Here is a 17177-nt window from a genome sequence, read left to right on the forward strand (position 1 = left end):
CTTCCAATTCATGCGGTGAAGTGATCTGCTGGCCTCCACGATCGGAGAGCGTTGGTCACCGCTGCCTTCAGCTACAACCGCCCGGAGCGCACGTCCCACCCAGGCGAAAATCCATTCCGGGAACGACGGCGCAGAAAGCGGCTTGCCAGTCAGCGAACAATCCTAGCATCAAATGGCGGCGGCCCGGAGCGCCAGAGTGTTGCGCCGGTTGCAGACCGTGGATGGACGCAGGCTACCGCTGTTCCCTGGGTGGCGCGGGAGGAATAATGTCGGGGCTTCGAACCAGCGAACCGATCAGGACGGACGGGCGGCCCCGGAAGTGAAGGCCCGCGACGACCGCCACAGCGGCAACCCCCAGGATGCCGCACATCATGTCCGTCACGGTGTCCACCAGGCCCGCATTCTGGGCACGGGTTCCCAGGAAATGGTCGCTGGTGAATTCGGCGATTTCCCACATTGCCGCGATGAACCCTCCGGCCAGCACCACCCCCGCCACCATCAGGAACGGGGGAAGGGCAAGCTGCGTCCGTCGGCATGCGACTCCAAGCGCGAACACTGTGGCCCAACCGACCAAAGCGCCTGAAAACGCGTGCACAGGCTTGTCCCACAAAGTCCAGAAAGCGTAGAGCCGCATCTGGGTGCCAACGAACGGCCCCGCAAGCAGGAACACGAAATAGCAGCCGTGCAGCCAGGTCGGGCACCGGCTATTGAACGCCAGTTCCACCGCGGAAGGAATCAGTGCCGCCGCGATCAGCATGGCCGGGACGGCCGAGTCGCTCCAGGCCTGCGCCAGGCCGGCGGCCGCCAGGACACCAAGAAAAAACACCTCCACCACAACAAGCATCCTCGTTGCGGGGGCATCCAGGACCGATCGGAGGACCGAACGGAAGGGCAGAGCCGGCACGGCGGCGTGACCCCCCACAGCGGACGGGTTGCCGTTCACGGGCATGTGGACCGCCGCATGTTCCGGGTTCCCGCCGGCCTGGCCGCGGGTTCCGGCAGTTTCGGCGGGCTCTTCCTGCGGAACGGGATCGGAGTGCATGGCATTCTCCCCCAATCGGACGCGGCCGCCGTTCGCGTTAGGCCCGGCCCTGCGGACCTGCCCCTAGAGCCACCCCGCCACCCCGCGGCGGTGCGGCACCCGGACGGACCGGCAGCAGTCACAAAACCGAACCGGCCTTGTCCGTCACACCTTGAGTGTAACGATGGCCACACGCGGGAGGAATGATATGCGTCATCGTTTTCCGACACGGGCTTCTGCATGGCCCCGCCACTACGCTGGAGGAATGCGAGCCATACTCCAGCGGGTCAGCCGCGCCAGCGTCAGCGTCGAGGGAAAGATTGTCGGAGCCATCGACGAACCCGGCCTGCTGGTGCTGGCCGGTGCCACCCACACCGACAGCGAGGCCGAGGCGGCATTGCTTGCGCAGAAGATCTGGAACCTGCGCATCCTGGAGGGCGAAAAATCCTGCTCCGACGTCTCGGCCCCGCTGTTGGTGGTCAGTCAATTCACCCTCTACGCCGACACCCGGCGCGGCCGGCGCCCGTCCTGGTCTGCTGCCGCACCGGGCGAAACCAGCGAGCCGCTCATCGACAGCCTCGTGACCGGGCTCCGGGACCTCGGCGCGCGCGTGGAGACCGGCATCTTCGGCGCGATGATGGAGGTTGAGCTGGTGAACTCCGGCCCGTTCACGATCAGCCTGGACACCGAGGACTTCGCGAAGCCACGCCGGGGCTGACCGGAAACCCCGCCGGCAGCGGCAAGCTGCCCGTTCCACCGCCCTTCGGCGGAGGCGGGGTCGGAGCGTCCCGGCCTGCGGCAGCCTATTTTCCGCGGATGATCTTGCGCAGGCGGTCCAGCCGCGCCGAGATCTCGCGTTCCGCCCCGTTGCCGTTCGGCTGGTAGTAGTCGCGGCCGACGAGGTCGTCCGGCGGATACTGCTGCCGCGCGATGGCGTGCGGCTCATCGTGCGAGTAGACGTACCCCTTGCCGTGGCCCAGCTGCTTGGCTCCGGGATAGTGGGAATCGCGCAGGTGCGTCGGGACCCCCTGGCCCCGGCCGGCCCGTACGTCCGCGACCGCCGCGTTGATGCCGTTGTAGGCAGCGTTGGATTTCGGCGCGGTGGCGATGTGGACCACGGCCTCGGCGAGCACGAGCCGCCCCTCCGGCATCCCGATCAGCTGCACCGCCTGGGCCGCAGCCACGGCGGTCTGCAGCGCCGTCGGATCCGCCATGCCTACGTCCTCCGCCGCAGAGATGATGATCCGGCGCGCCACGAACCGGGGGTCCTCCCCCGCCTCCAGCATCCGCGCCAGATAGTGCAGGGAGGCATCGACGTCGGAGCCGCGCATGGATTTGATGAAGGCGCTGGTGACGTCGTAGTGCTGGTCGCCCGCCCGGTCGTAGCGGAGCGCGGCGCGGTCGACCGCCTGCTCGGCGTGCTCCAGCTCCACTAGGACCGGACCGGCGGTATCCGGCGAGCCGGCCTCGCTCCATGCGACGCCGGCGGCCGCCTCCAGCGCGGTCAGTCCGCGGCGGGCGTCCCCGGCGGCCAGGCGGACCAGATGCTCCAGAGCCTCGGGCGCCAGCTCCACGGTACCCGCCAGCCCGCGTTCGTCCTCGACCGCGCGCAGCAGCAGAGCCTCGATGTCCCCGGCGGTCAGCGGCTTCAGCGTCAGCAGCAGGGATCGCGAAAGCAACGGAGAAACCACCGAAAAGGACGGGTTCTCGGTGGTGGCGGCGATCAGGACCACCCAGCGGTTTTCCACCCCGGGCAGCAGCGCGTCCTGCTGGGCCTTGTTGAAGCGGTGGATCTCGTCCAGGAACAGCACCGTGGTGGTCGAGTGGAGGTCGCGGGCGGTCAGCGCGTCGTCCATGACGCGCCGGACGTCCTTGACGCCGGCCGTGATCGCCGAGAGCTCCACGAACTTCCGTCCGGGGCCCCGGGCGATGACGTGGGCCAGCGTCGTCTTGCCTGTTCCGGGCGGTCCCCACAGCATGACGGATGACGGACCGGCGGGCCCCCCGGCGCTGCCCCCGGCAGCCAGCATCCGCAGCGGCGAACCCGGCTGCAGGAGATGCTGCTGGCCCACCACCTCGTCCAGGCTGCGCGGCCGCATCCGGACCGCCAGCGGACTCCGGGGCCGCCCGGATCCGGCACCACCGTCCGCGAAGTCGCCGGCACCGCCGTCGTACTCATCCTCATCGCCCGCGGCGGCACTGAACAAATCACTCACCCCTCAAGGCTATTACGTTGGCGCGCCTCCGCCGGGACGCTGCTCCACGCGGACGGCGCTCCGGGACGCTGAAAGGGAGGCAAGCCAATTGGCTTGCCTCCCTTTCCTGTGCGTTCCGGTGCGCCGGGACGGCTTAGTTCGCTGCCTTGCCCTCCGCTGCCTTGCCTTCAGCAGTCTTGCCTTCAGCGGCCTTCGGCTCCTTGGGCTGCGGCTTGAAGTCCACGCCGGCTTCCTTGCGCTGCTGCGCCGTGATGGGCGCCGGTGCAGCGGTCAGCGGGTCGAAGCCGCCGCCGGTCTTCGGGAATGCGATCACTTCGCGGATGGATTCCTCGCCGGCGAGCAGCGCGACCACGCGGTCCCAGCCGAAGGCAATGCCGCCGTGCGGCGGTGCGCCGTACTTGAAGCCCTCGAGCAGGAAGCCGAACTTCGTCTGTGCCGACTCCTTGTCCAGCCCCATGACCTTGAAGACCCGCTCCTGAACATCCCGCTGGTGGATACGGATGGAGCCGCCGCCGATCTCGTTGCCGTTGCAGACGATGTCGTACGCGAAGGAGAGCGCGGACTCGGGATCCTTGTCGAAGCTGTCCATGAACTCGGGCCTCGGCGACGTGAAGGCGTGGTGCACGGCGGTCCACTTGCCGCCGCCCACGGCCACGTCCCCGGAGGCCACCGCGGCCTCGGCCGGCTCGAACATAGGGGCGTCGACGACCCACAGGAACGACCAGTCGCCGTCCTTGATCAGGCCAGTGCGGTGTCCGATCTCCACACGTGCCGCGCCGAGCAGCGCACGCGACGGCGCACGCTCGCCGGCGGCGAAGAAGACGCAGTCGCCGGGCTTCGCGCCAACGGTGCCGGCCAGGTTTTCGCGCTCGAAGTCGGTGAGGTTCTTGGCCACCGGGCCGGTCAGCTCGCCGGACTCCTGGACCAGCACGTACGCCAGCCCCTTCGCGCCGCGCTGCTTGGCCCACTCCTGCCAGGCATCCAGCGTCCGGCGCGCCTGCGATGCGCCGCCGGGCATCACGACGGCGCCGACGTACGGAGCCTGGAACACGCGGAAGGTGGTGTCCTTGAAGAATTCCGTCAGCTCGGTCAGCTCCAGGCCGAAGCGCAGGTCAGGCTTGTCCGTGCCGTACTTGTCCATCGCCTCGGCATAGGTCATCCGCCGGATCGGGGTGGGGATTTCGACGTCGATCAGCCGCCACAGCGCCTGCACGATCCGCTCGCCCAGGCCGATGATGTCGTCCTGCTCCACGAAGCTGGCCTCGATGTCCAGCTGGGTGAATTCCGGCTGCCGGTCGGCACGGAAATCCTCGTCCCGGTAGCAGCGCGCGATCTGGTAGTACTTCTCGAAGCCGCCGACTTGCAGCAGCTGCTTGAAGAGCTGCGGCGACTGCGGCAGCGCGTACCAGGAGCCGGGGGCCAGGCGGGCCGGGACCAGGAAGTCGCGGGCGCCTTCCGGGGTGGAACGGGTCAGGGTCGGCGTCTCGATCTCGACGAAGCCGTCCTCGTGCAGCAGCTGCCGCGCGACGCGGTTGGCTTCGGAGCGCAGCCGCAGGGCCGCGGCGGGGCCGGGGCGGCGCAGGTCGAGGTAGCGGTGCTTCAGGCGGGCTTCCTCGCCCACCTCCACGTGCTCGTCGATCTGGAACGGCAGCGGCTCGGAGGAGCTGAGTACGACGACGTCCTCGGCGATCACTTCGATCTCACCGGTGGCGAGGGCCGGGTTTTCGTTGCCCTCGGGGCGCTTCTCCACGGTGCCCTTGATCTGCAGCACGTATTCGTTGCGCAGGCCGTGGAAGACGTCCTCTTCCCGGACCACGACCTGGGCGACGCCGGAGGCATCGCGAAGGTCGAGGAATGCCACACCGCCGTGGTCGCGCCGCCGGGCCACCCAACCGGCGAGGGTGACGGTCTGTCCGATGTGCTCGGCCCTCAACGAGCCGAGTTCATGTGTGCGCAGCACAGCATTCCTTTCAGTTGCCTCACTTCCTGGGCGGCTGCGGGACTCCGCGCCGGCGGCAAGTGATTAGAGTAGTTCTCGAGATGAGTCGTGAACGAGTTTACCGTCGATCGGCCCGCTGTCCGGACAGCAGCCGGACCAGCCTCGGGGCAGCAGCACCGGCCGGGCACGATCCGGAAGTATCGATGGGCGGAAGAATCCTGTGAGCAGTGAATCGGCATTGGAACGCAGACTCGGCGGCTTCGACGCCACCACGGTGGGCGTGGGCTCCATGGTGGGCGCCGGCGTCTTCGTGGTCTTTTCCCCCGCCGCCGGCGCGGCCGGCAGCTGGCTGCTGCTGTCCCTGGCGGTCGCCGCCATCGTCGCCTACTGCAATGCCATGGCGTCCGCGCAGCTGGCCGCCATCCACCCCACCAGCGGCGGCACCTACATCTACGGGCGCCGCCAGCTGGGCGAATGGCCCGGCTTCCTGGCCGGCTGGGGGTACATCACGGGCAAGACGTCCTCGTGCGCGGCCATGGCGCTGGCCTTCGGCCTCTACGCCTTTCCGGCCTATGCCACGGCGGCCGCGGTAGCCGCCGTCGTGCTCCTGACGGGAATCAACCTGATGGGCATCACGCGCACGGCCTGGATGACGCGCTGGTTCGTCTCCATCGTGGTGGCGGTCCTGGTGTTCCTCGTGGTGGTCGCCTTCGATGCCGCGCCCATCGGAGGGACGACGGCGGCCGTCGAGACGAGTCCCTACGGCGTGCTCCAGGCGGCGGGACTGTTCTTCTTCGCGTTCGCCGGCTATGCCCGGATCGCCACCATGGGCGAGGAGGTCCGGGACCCGGCCAAGCTGATCCCGCGCGCCATCATGGGCGCCCTCGCCTTCACCCTGGTGCTGTACGTCGCCCTGGGCCTGGCGCTGCTGGACTTCATGGGCGCGGGCCTGCTCGCCGCGACCCCGGCCCCGCTCCTGGCGGTGGGTGAAGCCGTCGGCGGCGGGGTCGGCACTGCCGCCGTCACTATTGCCGCCACGCTGGGCAGCCTCGGCGCCCTGCTGGCCCTGATCGCCGGCGTCAGCCGCACGATGTTCGCGATGGCGCGCGAGGGGGACCTGCCGCGGGGCCTGGCCACGGTCTGGCAGCGGTTCAAGGTTCCGTACCTCGCGGACCTGACCGTCGCCGTCGTCGTGATCTTCCTGCTCCTGACGCAGGACGTGCTCGCCGTGGTCGGCTTCTCCAGCTTCGGCGTGCTGATCTACTACGCCGTCACGAATGCCTCCGCCCTGACGCTCGAGAACCGGCCCTGGTACGCGCCGAAGGCGCTGAACATCCTCGGCCTGGCCGGCTGCCTGCTGCTGGCCTTCACGCTGCCGCTGGCCTCGGTATTGACGATGGCGGCCGTGCTCGCCGTGGGGCTGCTCGGACGGGCGGTGCTCAAGCCGGGCGGCCGTGCCCGGAACCACTCCTGAGCCCCGCCCGCAGAGCGGCCGGGGCCGGCCCCGCCGGCGTCAGTCCCGCGGGCCCGCGGCGACGATCTGCGGCTGCAGGTCCTCGGCCGGCGGCGTCCACAGCGCCGGGTCGGCAGGCACCTGCTCGCCGGAGCGGATGTCCTTGACCTCGTGGACCACTGCGCCGCCGTCGTCCGTGGTGAACCAGACGAACGGGATGCCGCGCCGGTCCGCGTACTTGATCTGCTTGCCGAACTTCTCCGCCTTGGCCGCCACTTCCACGCTGATGCCCCGGCTGCGCAGCTGGGCGGCGACGTCCTGGGCCTGCGACCAGCTGTCGTCATTGGCCAGGGTGACCAGCACCGCCGTCGGCACCTGGCGGGAGGCTGTGGCGAAGTCCTGGGCCAGGATCCGCATCACGAGGCGGGTGACACCGATGGACAGGCCGACGCCGGGGAATTTCCGGTTCCCCTTGGAGGCGAGGGCGTCGTAGCGGCCGCCGGAGCAGATGGAGCCAAGCTGCTCGTGGCCGACCAGGACGGTCTCGTAGACGGTGCCGGTGTAGTAGTCCAGGCCGCGGGCGATGCTCAGGTCCGCCAGCACCCGTCCGGGGGCCCGGCGCGATGCCTCGGCGATGACCTGCTCGAGCTCGTCCAGGCCGGTGTCCAGCAGTTCGTTGCTGACGCCCAGGGCGCGGACCTGCTCCACGAACGAGGTGTCCTCCGTCCGGATGGAGGCCAGCTTGAGGGCTGCCTCGGCCTGTTCCAAGGTGGCGCCCAGCTCCTCCTGCAGCAGGGCGGAGACCTTCTCGGGGCCGATCTTTTCCAGCTTGTCGATGCTGCGCAGCACACCGGCCGTGTCGTCGAGGCCGATCCCGCGGTAGAAGCCCTCGGCCAGCTTGCGGTTGTTGACCCGCAGCCGGAAATCCGGGATGGGCAGGGCACCCAGCGCTTCGACGATGACCAGCGCCAGTTCAACGTCGTAACGGAAAGGCAGCTCGCCGTCGCCGACGACATCGATGTCCGCCTGGGTGAACTCGCGGGCACGGCCCTCCTGCGGCCGCTCCCCGCGCCACACCTTCTGGATCTGGTAGCGGCGGAAGGGGAAGGCCAGGTGGCCGGCGTTTTCCACCACGTAGCGCGCGAACGGCACGGTCAGGTCGAAGTGCAGCGCGAGCTTGTCCTGGTCCGGGGCACCCGGATCTTCATCGGCCTGCAGCCGATGCAGCCCGTAGACCTCCTTGTCGATCTCGCCTTTGCGCAGCAGCTGGCCGATGGTCTCCACAGCCCGGGTTTCAATGGACGAGAAACCGTGCAGCTCGAAGGTGCGCCGCAGGCTGTCCAGCACATGCAGCTCCACGAGCCTCTCCTGCGGAAGCCATTCCGGAAAACCTGACAGGGAGGCTTTGCGTGCCATGCGTGGATATCTCCTGGTTGCTCGTGGGAAGGCCGCCGACGCGCCATGGTTGGTCGGCCGTGCCGTTCGATGAATGCCTAAACTGGCTGCCGGACTATTTTACGGCACCGGCGCGCGGCCCCGACCAGGCCGAGCGCACGCCGGGAGGAGGAGCACGGTGGCTGCCAGACGCGAGAACCGCGACATGAGGCGCAGGGTCGCCCGGATGGAGGCCAAGCGCGCCCTGCGGCAGGACCAGCTGCGGCGGCGCAAGCGGGACAACGTCATCGGCGCGTCCGCCATCGCGGTGGCCGTGGTTGCCGGCGTCCTGGTCCAGCTGACCGTGTTCAACAGCAACCCGACGCCTTCCGAGGTTGAAAAGGTGCGCAGCGGCATCGAAGAGAGCATCCCCTCGGGCCAGGCCTCCCCGCGGGCGACGAACGCAGCCCACATCCCCTCCCCCGACCTCGCCGGCGGGCGGGTGCTCTCCGGCACGCTCTCCACGAACCAGGGCGACATCACCGTGGAGCTGGACGGCAAGGCGGCCCCGCAGGCGGTCTCCGTCTTCAAGTCCCTGGCCGATGACGGGTTCTTCAAGGGCAAGAACTGCCACCGGCTGACCACGGCCCCGAGCATGGGGGTGCTGCAGTGCGGCTCGGTCGACGGCAAGGGCGGCGGGGATCCCGAATTCCAGTGGGGGCCGGTGGAGAATTCCCCGGCGGACGGCTCGTACCCGGCCGGCACCATCGCCGTCGCGCGCGGACAAAGCCCCTTCAGCAACGGGACGCAGTTCTTTATTGCCTACAAGGACAGCACTATCCCGCAGGATACCGGCGGCTACACCATTATGGGTAAGGTATCCGGAGGGCTCGACGTAGTCCGAAGGATCGCAGAAGGTGGTGTCACGGAAACCGGCAGTCAGGACGGAACGCCTAAGATGGCCGTAACGATCGACGCATTGACCTTGGATTGACCCTGCGAAGTACCGGTGCGGCCGTGCGGGCCCACCACCGAACCAATGAAAGAGTTTTAGCGGTGACAGATAGTCAGAAATCCGACGACACGGCCCGGACCCCCGCAACCGAAGCCGAGGGCCGCCCGACGCCGGGCAGCATCAAGCCTTCGATGATGGCCCGGCCGACCCCTTCCGCGCTGGCCACGAAGTCCGCGCCGTCCGGCTCGCCCGCACCCGTTGCGCCGGCTCCAGCCGTCCACTCCACTCCCCTCTCCGAGGCCGCGAAATGGGGCCGCGTTGCCGAGGACGGCCATGTGTTCCTCATCCTCGACGGCGAGGAGCACCCGGTAGGACAGTATCCGGACGCATCGGCCGAGGAAGCGCTGGCGTACTTCGTGCGCAAGTACGACGACGTAGCGGCGCAGACCGCGCTGTTGGAGCAGCGCGTGGAGGCAAAGGCTCCGTCGACGGACATGCACAAGACCCTCGAACACCTGCGGGCCCAGGTGGCCGAGCGGCACATGGTCGGCGATGTACCCGCCCTGGAAGCCCGCCTGAACAGCCTGGATGAAGCCATCACCGGCCTGCAGCGCGCGGAGAAGGAGGCCCACGAGGCCCAGCGCTCCGCTGAGCTGGCCGCCCGGGAGGCCATCGTGGCCGAGGCCGAAGCCATCGCGGCCAAGGACCCGGCGTCGGTGCAGTGGAAGACCAGCAGCGCCCGAATGAACGAGCTCTTCGAGAACTGGAAGGCCGCGCAGAAGAACGGGGTCCGCCTGGGCCGCTCCACCGAAGACTCGCTCTGGAAGCGGTTCCGCTCCGCCCGCACGGTCTTCGACCGGCACCGCCGCGCCTACTTCAGCCAGCTGGACAGCGACAACGCCGCGGCCAAGGCTGCGAAGGAAGACCTCATTGCCCAGGCAGAGGCGCTCTCCGACTCCACCGACTGGGGTGCAACGGCCGGCGAATACCGGCGGCTGATGGACCAGTGGAAGGCTTCGAAGCGCGCAAGCCGCAAGGACGACGACGCCCTGTGGGCCCGCTTCCGGGCGGCGCAGGACAAGTTCTTCGCCGCGCGCCAGGAGGCCAACCAGGCCATCGACAAGGAGTACGAGGGCAACCTCGCCGCGAAGGAAGCGCTGGTCGCGGAGGCACAGGCCCTGCTGCCCATCGAGGACCTCGCCGCGGCGCGCAAGGGGCTTCAGTCCATCCGCGACCGCTGGGAGGAAATCGGCAAGGTTCCGCGCGGCGACATGCACCGTATCGAGGGCGGCCTGCGCAAGGTCGAGGACGCGCTCAAGGCGGCAGAGGACGAGCAGTGGCGGCGGAGCAATCCGGAGACCAAGGCCCGGACCAACAGCGCCCTGAGCCAGCTTGAATCGGCGATCGCCGGCCTGGAGGAAGACCTGGCCAAGGCGGAAGCTGACGGGAACCAGCGGAAGATCGAGGAGGCTCGGGAAGCGCTGGATGCGCGCAAGCAGTGGCTTGACACGCTGCAGAAGTCGGCCCAGGACTTCTCCTAACGCACCGCACCTACACACGCCCAGGGGGCGGAACCTGATGTCCACACATCGGTTCCGCCCCCTGATCAGTTTCCGCCCGGTTTGGCAGACTTACCGTATGCCTTCTTCACGGTTGTCGCCTGCAGCTTCCCCGGCCAGTGCCGCCGGACCTCCACCGGGCCCGCGGCTCCTGCTGCCGGGGAGCCCCTTCAGCGGCAACGAACTCCGCGCGATGGAACTGGACGGCCTCCTGGTCAATGTCCTCGAGACCGGCTATATCGGCTCGACGGAGCCCATTACCCCTGCCCACCGCGCCCTGGCGGCGGCGGCCGTGCTGCCGGCGGGGTTCCGGAGGAAGGTCGTGCTGGGCCGGCTGACGGCGGCGTGGGTCTACGGCTGCGCGCCTCCGGAGCCCAAAGTGACCGTCCTGCTGGACCACCGGTACCGCGCCACGTCGCAGGGACGCTGCCGTGCCGTGCGCATCCACGAGGTGGCGCTGGGGCCCGCTGACACCGTTGGCATGGCCGGGGTGCCGCTCACGTCCCCGCTCCGCACGGCCCTGGACATAGCCGTGCATGCGCCGGACGAGGATGCAGTTCCCGCCCTGCTGGCGCTGTCCTCGGTGCCCACGCTGAAGTGCCCGCTGGGCTACATCCGCCAGACCCTGCAGCTGCGTCCGCGCATGCCGGGAAAGGCGAAGGCGCTGGAACGGGTCAACAGCGCACTGGCGCAGCGCGGAGCCGAGGAACCGCCCTAGATCCTTCGCCGGGAATCCGTGGTCCGGTAGACGTCGAAGACCCCGTCGATCCGCCGCACCGCGCTGAGCACGTGGCTCAGGTACTTCGGATCACCCATCTCGAAGGAGAACCGGGACACCGCGAGCCGGTCGCTCGAGGTATGCACCGTCGCGGAGAGGATGTTCACATGGTTCTCGGCGAGGACCCGGGTCACGTCCGAGAGCAGGCTCTTGCGGTCGAGCGCCTCGACCTGGATCTCCACCAGGAAGACGCTGGCCTTGGTCGGCGCCCACTCCACCTCGACCATCCGCCCGGGCTGCTCCCGGAGGTCTTCGACGTTGCGGCAGTCGGAGCGGTGCACCGAAACCCCGGAGCCGCGGGTCACGAAGCCGATGATCGGGTCCGGCGGGACCGGCGTGCAGCAGCGGGCCAGTTTGACCCAGACGTCTCCGACACCGACGACGGTGACGCCGGAATCCGAGGTTTTCGGCCGCTTGGGGGCAACGGAGATGGGCGCTTCCATCTCTTCGGCTGCCTCCTGGCCACCCAGCAGCGCGACCAGGTGCTCGATGACGTTCTGCGCCGAGCTGTGGCCGTCGCCGACCGCGGCATACAGCGCGGAAATGTCCTGATGGTGCATCTCCTGGGCAACGGCCAGCAGCGCGTCGTGCGTCATCATCCGCTGGAGGGGCAGGTTCTGCTTGCGCATCGCGCGGGTGAGCAGGTCCTTGCCCTTCTCGATGGCCTCTTCCCGGCGTTCCTTCGTGAACCATTGCCGGATCTTGTTGCGTGCCCGCGGGCTCTTGACGAAACCCTGCCAGTCCTGGCTTGGGCCGGCGCCCTCAGCCTTCGAGGTGAAGATCTCCACCCAGTCGCCGTGATTGAGTTCGCTGTTCAGCGGGACCAGCTTGCCGTTGACCCGGGCACCGATCGTGCGGTGCCCCACCTCGGTATGGACGGCGTAGGCAAAGTCCACCGGCGTGGATCCGGCCGGCAGGGCCATCACCTCGCCCTTCGGGGTGAAGACGAAAACCTCGCGCGCGTTGATCTCGAACCGCAGCGAATCCAGGAACTCTGCCGGATCGGACGTCTCCTGCTGCCAGTCCACGAGGCTGCGGAGCCAGCCCATGTCACCGCCGTCCGCGGCAGTACCGGACTTCGCGGCGTCCTTGTACTTCCAATGCGCCGCGACGCCGTACTCGGCCCGCCGGTGCATCTCGTAGGTGCGGATCTGGATCTCCACCGGCTTGCCGCCCGGGCCGATCACCGTGGTGTGGAGCGACTGGTACATGTTGAACTTGGGCATCGCGATGTAGTCCTTGAACCGCCCGGGCAGGGGGTTCCACCGCGCATGCAGGGCGCCGAGCGCGGCGTAGCAATCCCGAACGCTGTCCACCAGGACCCTGATGCCCATCAGGTCGTGGATGTCGTCGAAATCCTTGCCGCGGACGATCATCTTTTGGTAGATCGAGTAGTAGTGTTTCGGGCGGCCCGTGATGGTGGCCTTGATCTTGACGCCGCGCAGATCATCACCGATCTTGGTGCGCAGCATCGTCAGGTACTTCTCGCGCTCCGGCGTCCTGTCCCCCACCATGCGCACGATTTCCTCGTACACCTTTGGGTGCAGCGCGGCGAAGGAAAGGTCTTCCAGCTCCCACTTGATCGTGTTCATGCCCAGCCGGTGGGCGAGCGGGGCGAAGATTTCCAGCGTTTCGCGCGCCTTCTTCGCCGAGGACTCCGGCGACACGAAGCGCCAGGTCCGCGCGTTGTGCAGCCGGTCGGCCAGCTTGATCACCAGGACGCGGATGTCCTTGGCCATCGCGACTACCATCTTGCGCACGGTCTCCGACTGCGCGGCGTCGCCGAACTGCACCTTGTCCAGCTTGGTGACGCCGTCCACGAGCATGGCCACTTCGGAACCGAACTCGCTGCGCAGTTGGTCCAAGGTGTAGTCGGTGTCCTCGACCGTATCGTGCAGCAGCGCCGCGGCGAGCGTGGTGCCGGTCATGCCGAGCTCCGCCAGGATCGTCGCCACCGCGACAGGGTGCGTAATGTACGGATCCCCGCTCTTGCGCTTCTGCCCGCGGTGGCTGCGCTCTGCCACAACGAAGGCCCGGTGGATCAGGTCGAAGTCTTCACGCGGGTTGTTGGCCCGAACGGTGCGCAGCAGGGGCTCGAGGATCGGCGAGTATCCGGGCGACCCCCGTCCGGTCAGCCTTGCCAGCCGCGACATGGTCCGCTCCCGCCGCCCGGGAAAGGCGGGACGGGGCGGTGCTTCCTGGGCCGCAGGCGCCTGGGCCTCGGTAGGCACGGCAACAGGTCCGGGTCCGGGCTTGGCAACGGCACCCGGTGCCCGATTCGATGCGCCACCGTTATCTACCAAGTGCCAAACCTTCCTGCCGTGGGCCGCCTCACGCAGCGTGTATAGGACCGATCAGGCCGCCTCTCCCCGGGGTGGCCGAATGCTCCATCGTTCTAGTGTATGCCCGAAGGCAGAGGCCGGACACGGGCGCCGCCCGCGTCGGCCGGCGCCCGTCCATGCTCTAGGCCGTGGCAGACTCCCCGGCCGTCTCGCGGGCCTTGGCTTCCTGCTCCCTGCGGAGCCGGACCTTCTTGGCCTGCTGGACCAGGGCCGGCTCGTTCGTCCGCAGCCGGGCGTACAGCGGAGCGGCGATGAACACCGTGGTGGCCGTTCCGATGATGATGCCGATGAAGAGCGAAAGCGACAGGTCCTTCAGCGTTCCTGCGCCCAGCAGCAGCGCGCCGATGAAGAGGATGGAAGCGACGGGCAGGACCCCGACCACAGAGGTGTTGATGGAGCGGACCAAGGTCTGGTTGATCGCCAGATTGACCTCCTCATCGAAGGTGCGCCGGGTCGAAGTTGCGATGTCGGCGGTATTTTCGCGGACTTTATCGAAGACGACCACGGTGTCGTAGAGCGAGTAGCTCAGCACGGTGAGGAAACCGATGATGGCCGAAGGCGTGACCTCGAAACCGATGAGCGAGTACAGCCCTGCCGTCACGATCATGACGACGCCCATGCCGGCCAGCGCCGCGGCCGACATTTTCCAGGTGCGGAAGTAGATGGCCATCAGCACCGCGGCCAGGGCGACGAAGACGACGAGCCCCCATAGTGCCTGGCGCGTCACGTCGGCGCCCCACGTCGGGCCGACGAAGTTGGACGTCACCTGGTCCGCCTTGACGCCGTAGGCCTTGATCAACCCGTCGCGGACCGCCAGGGTCTGGTCATCGGAGAGCTGCTCCGTCTGGATCCGGACCGTGTTTGGCGCAATGTTGGTGACTTCCGGATCCAGCGCGGGCTCCACCGCGGTGACGGCGTCCTTCCCGAGACTCAGGTCCGTGTTTTGGGTCTGCGAGACAGTGAACTCTGATCCGCCGCGGAAGTCGATCCCGAGGTTGAAGCCGCCCTTGGCCACCGGAATGATGATGGAGAGCAGCACTGCCGCCCCGGCGATGATGAACCACAGCTTGTACTTCTGGACGAAGGGGTAGGACCGCTTGCCCGAGTAGAGCTCGTTGCCGAACGTTGCGAAGTTAGGCATCAGTTGCTCTCCTTATCCGTGCTGCGCCCGGAGACCGCGGCGGCACGCTCTTTCTCTGCGGCGGCCCGCCGCTCGGCAATGGTCTGGCGCCGCTGCGCTTCCGCCGCCGCACCGGCGGTTTTGCCCCGCGGTTTCGGCGTGCCCTCGCCCGGCTGGCGGATGCGTCCCGCGCCGCGGTACAGCGGCACCACGCCCAGGCGCTTCGGGTCCAGCCCGGAGAAGCGGTGGCCTTCGCCGAAGAACTTCGTGCGGGCCAGCAGCATCATCACCGGGTGGGTGAACAGGAAAACCACCACGAGGTCGGCGATGGCCGTCAGGCCCAGGGTGAACGCAAAACCACGGACGTTTCCAACCGCCACGAAGTACAGGACGACGGCGGCCAGCAGGTTGACTGCTTTCGAGGCCAGCACCGTGCGCTTGGCCCTCTTCCAGCCGTTGTCGACGGCGGACACCAGCCCGCGGCCGTCGCGCAGTTCGTCGCGGATCCTCTCGAAGTAGACGATGAACGAGTCCGCCGTCTGGCCGATGGCCACAATCAGACCGGCCACGCCGGCCAGCGACAGGCGGTAGTTCTCCGTCCAGCCCAGCAACGCGATGGCCAGATAGGTCAGGATTCCGGCCACCACCAGGGAAGCAATGGTCACGAATCCGAGCATCCGGTATTGGAAGAACGAGTAGATGGCGACCAGGAGCAAGCCGATCAGGCCTGCAATGACGCCCATGCGCAACTGTTCGGAGCCGAGGGTTGCCGAGATCTGGGTCTCGCTCTGAATATCGAAGCTGATCGGCAGTGCGCCGTACTTCAGCTGCTCGGACAGCGCCCGTGCCGATTCTTCCGTGAAGTTGCCGGTAATCTGAGGGCGGCCGTCGGGAATCACGGCGTTCGTGGTCGGTGCCGAAATGACCGTGCCGTCCAGGACGATGGCGAACTGGTTCTGTGCGCCGGTCAGGCCGAAGAGCCGTTCGGTGACGGACTTGAAGGTCTGCGTCCCCTCGCCATTGAACTCGATGTTGACGGCCCACTGGTTCAGCGACTGGCCCTGGTTGCCCCGGACCTGTCCGAAGCTGGCGTCCTGGATATCGGTGCCGGGCACCTCGACCGGGCCAAGGATGTACTTCTGGCCGGTGTCCGGTTCACACGCGATCATCGGCTTCTTGGGATCCGAGGGCTCCTCGCTCGCCGCGGCGATCGTCGCCGGGTCGGTGCAGTCGCGCGCTTCCATCTCCTGGTACAGCTCGGGAGTAATCCAGTTCAGGTCGCTCGCGTTAGCCGGCTTGCCGCTCGGCTTGGGCAACTCGGCTTCGGGAGTACGGCTTTCCTTCGGCACCGCCGCTCCGGAGGCAGCGGCCAGCACCGGGCGGAACTCCATCGCGGCGGATGCCTGGATGAGGTCGCGGGTCTTCTCGTCCGGCACGCCGGGGAGGCTGACAATGACGTTGCGCCCGGACTGGGTGCTGATTTCGGCTTCGGCCACGCCGGAGCCGTCCACGCGCTGCCGGATGATTTCGACTGCCTGGTCCAGCTGCTCGCTCGTGATCTGGCTGCCCCCGCCCTGAACCTTCGGGGCGAGGATCATTTGGGTGCCGCCTTCGAGGTCCAGCGCCAGCTTGGGCGCCCAGCTGGCCTGGTTCGAAAGAACGCCGCCGCCCAGGGCAGCGGTCAGGACGGCAATAAGGACGCCGAGCCAGATCAGGGTCCTCTTGGCGGCAGAATTGCGGCCGGAACGTGCCATGAATGGTCTTTCTCTCGACGGCTGCCGGCGCAGGAATTCCCGCATGACAAATGGGCGGGGCTGCCCCCACCCACTGGTCCGGCCGGTGGAACCGCGTGCGGACTATTTGTTGTCTTTGTTCTGTTCTTCGTTCAGCCGCTTCAGGGCTTCGTCCGAGGATTCATCCTCGCGGAACACGGACGGCTCGTTCCCGCCGGCCAGGGCGGACGCGTCATCGGGAACCACGGCATCCTTCGGTTCGATGATCTCGCTGACGGCCTGCAGGTGCACGGTGGCCGTGTTTCCGGGCGACAGCTCGATGACGGCCTTGTTCTCGTCCCGGTCCACCGAAACCACGGTGCCGAACAGGCCGAACTGCGTCATTACCTGGGTGCCCGGCCGCATCTTTTCCTGCATCGTCTGGGCTTTCTCCTGCATCTGCGCCCGGACCTTCTTCTGCTTCCGGAACATCATGAAGATCAGCAGGCCGAAAATGACGAATAGCGCGAGGGTCATGAAGTCGAACCCGCCGCCCTGGGGCTGCGCGGTGTTATTGGCAAAGACGTTTACGAACACTGAGACGTTCCGTTCCTTCTTCTGGACGCGAGCTGCGGCACGGCCGCACTCGGATGGTCTGCGCCGGACAGGGCAGCGCCTTGTAGGGCACGGAGCAAGCCTGGCTGCCAT

The 17177-nt window shown here is 67.8% G+C and carries 13 protein-coding genes; 5 read left to right on the forward strand and 8 right to left on the reverse strand.

Features of this window, described 5'->3' with window-relative positions; all coding sequences use genetic code 11:
• Nucleotides 1-232 precede the first annotated feature (232 nt).
• Nucleotides 233-949, reverse strand: a complete 717-nt coding sequence (locus AHIS1636_RS09310) for a DUF2238 domain-containing protein (RefSeq protein WP_264795553.1) — start codon at nt 947-949, stop codon at nt 233-235.
• A gap of 337 nt (nt 950-1286) precedes the next feature.
• Here AHIS1636_RS09310 and dtd point away from each other — a divergent pair, with 337 nt between their 5' ends.
• Nucleotides 1287-1739, forward strand: a complete 453-nt coding sequence (dtd, locus tag AHIS1636_RS09315; RefSeq protein WP_264795554.1) for a D-aminoacyl-tRNA deacylase — start codon at nt 1287-1289, stop codon at nt 1737-1739.
• 85 nt (nt 1740-1824) lie between these two features.
• Here the strand turns inward: dtd and AHIS1636_RS09320 are convergent, their stop codons facing one another.
• On the reverse strand, nt 1825-3237 hold the full coding sequence (locus tag AHIS1636_RS09320; RefSeq protein WP_264795555.1) for a replication-associated recombination protein A: 1413 nt from the start codon (nt 3235-3237) through the stop codon (nt 1825-1827).
• Between the two features lie 133 nt (nt 3238-3370).
• On the reverse strand, nt 3371-5197 hold the full coding sequence (gene aspS, locus AHIS1636_RS09325; RefSeq protein WP_264795556.1) for an aspartate--tRNA ligase: 1827 nt from the start codon (nt 5195-5197) through the stop codon (nt 3371-3373).
• Nucleotides 5198-5396: 199 nt separating this feature from the next.
• Here aspS and AHIS1636_RS09330 point away from each other — a divergent pair, with 199 nt between their 5' ends.
• Nucleotides 5397-6650, forward strand: coding sequence for an APC family permease (locus tag AHIS1636_RS09330; RefSeq protein ID WP_264795557.1), 1254 nt, complete (start codon nt 5397-5399; stop codon nt 6648-6650).
• Nucleotides 6651-6689: 39 nt separating this feature from the next.
• Here the strand turns inward: AHIS1636_RS09330 and hisS are convergent, their stop codons facing one another.
• The gene (hisS, locus tag AHIS1636_RS09335; protein ID WP_264795558.1) at nt 6690-8045 is read right to left on the reverse strand and encodes a histidine--tRNA ligase; all 1356 of its coding nucleotides are present in this window, start codon (nt 8043-8045) and stop codon (nt 6690-6692) included.
• A gap of 157 nt (nt 8046-8202) precedes the next feature.
• On the opposite strand from hisS, the gene AHIS1636_RS09340 reads away from it, so the two are divergent.
• The 3 genes from AHIS1636_RS09340 to AHIS1636_RS09350 all read left to right on the forward strand — a co-directional run bounded on the left by AHIS1636_RS09340 (nt 8203) and on the right by AHIS1636_RS09350 (nt 11235).
• On the forward strand, nt 8203-8997 hold the full coding sequence (locus tag AHIS1636_RS09340; protein WP_264795559.1) for a peptidylprolyl isomerase: 795 nt from the start codon (nt 8203-8205) through the stop codon (nt 8995-8997).
• 62 nt (nt 8998-9059) lie between these two features.
• The gene (locus AHIS1636_RS09345; RefSeq protein ID WP_264795560.1) at nt 9060-10499 is read left to right on the forward strand and encodes a DUF349 domain-containing protein; all 1440 of its coding nucleotides are present in this window, start codon (nt 9060-9062) and stop codon (nt 10497-10499) included.
• A 97-nt stretch (nt 10500-10596) separates the two neighbouring features.
• Nucleotides 10597-11235: a type IV toxin-antitoxin system AbiEi family antitoxin gene (locus AHIS1636_RS09350; protein ID WP_264795561.1), complete on the forward strand. Its 639-nt coding sequence runs from the start codon at nt 10597-10599 to the stop codon at nt 11233-11235.
• Here the strand turns inward: AHIS1636_RS09350 and AHIS1636_RS09355 are convergent.
• From AHIS1636_RS09355 to yajC, 4 genes are all read right to left on the reverse strand, one after another.
• Entirely contained in the window at nt 11232-13448 is a 2217-nt protein-coding gene (locus tag AHIS1636_RS09355; protein WP_264795562.1) for a RelA/SpoT family protein, read from the reverse strand. The two genes, AHIS1636_RS09350 and AHIS1636_RS09355, sit on opposite strands and share 4 nt — an antisense overlap.
• A 310-nt stretch (nt 13449-13758) precedes the next feature.
• The gene (gene secF, locus AHIS1636_RS09360; protein ID WP_264795563.1) at nt 13759-14778 is read right to left on the reverse strand and encodes a protein translocase subunit SecF; all 1020 of its coding nucleotides are present in this window, start codon (nt 14776-14778) and stop codon (nt 13759-13761) included.
• Complete coding sequence (gene secD / locus AHIS1636_RS09365; protein WP_264795564.1) at nt 14778-16511, reverse strand: protein translocase subunit SecD; 1734 nt, start codon at nt 16509-16511, stop codon at nt 14778-14780. Before secD ends, secF begins: the two co-directional genes overlap by 1 nt.
• 102 nt (nt 16512-16613) lie before the next feature.
• On the reverse strand, nt 16614-17066 hold the full coding sequence (gene yajC, locus AHIS1636_RS09370) for a preprotein translocase subunit YajC (RefSeq protein ID WP_264795565.1): 453 nt from the start codon (nt 17064-17066) through the stop codon (nt 16614-16616).
• Nucleotides 17067-17177: the final 111 nt, after the last annotated feature.

Source organism: Arthrobacter mangrovi (assembly GCF_026011795.1).
Lineage (GTDB): Bacteria > Actinomycetota > Actinomycetes > Actinomycetales > Micrococcaceae > Crystallibacter > Crystallibacter mangrovi.

Coding starts and splice junctions, on each gene's coding strand:
- AHIS1636_RS09355 (WP_264795562.1), bottom strand. CDS start 13,448: ATGTCGCGGCTGGCAAGGCTGACCGGACGGGGGTCGCCCGGATACTCG.
- secD (WP_264795564.1), bottom strand. CDS start 16,511: ATGGCACGTTCCGGCCGCAATTCTGCCGCCAAGAGGACCCTGATCTGG.
- AHIS1636_RS09310 (WP_264795553.1), bottom strand. CDS start 949: ATGCCCGTGAACGGCAACCCGTCCGCTGTGGGGGGTCACGCCGCCGTG.
- AHIS1636_RS09350 (WP_264795561.1), top strand. CDS start 10,597: ATGCCTTCTTCACGGTTGTCGCCTGCAGCTTCCCCGGCCAGTGCCGCC.
- dtd (WP_264795554.1), top strand. CDS start 1,287: ATGCGAGCCATACTCCAGCGGGTCAGCCGCGCCAGCGTCAGCGTCGAG.
- hisS (WP_264795558.1), bottom strand. CDS start 8,045: ATGGCACGCAAAGCCTCCCTGTCAGGTTTTCCGGAATGGCTTCCGCAG.
- secF (WP_264795563.1), bottom strand. CDS start 14,778: ATGCCTAACTTCGCAACGTTCGGCAACGAGCTCTACTCGGGCAAGCGG.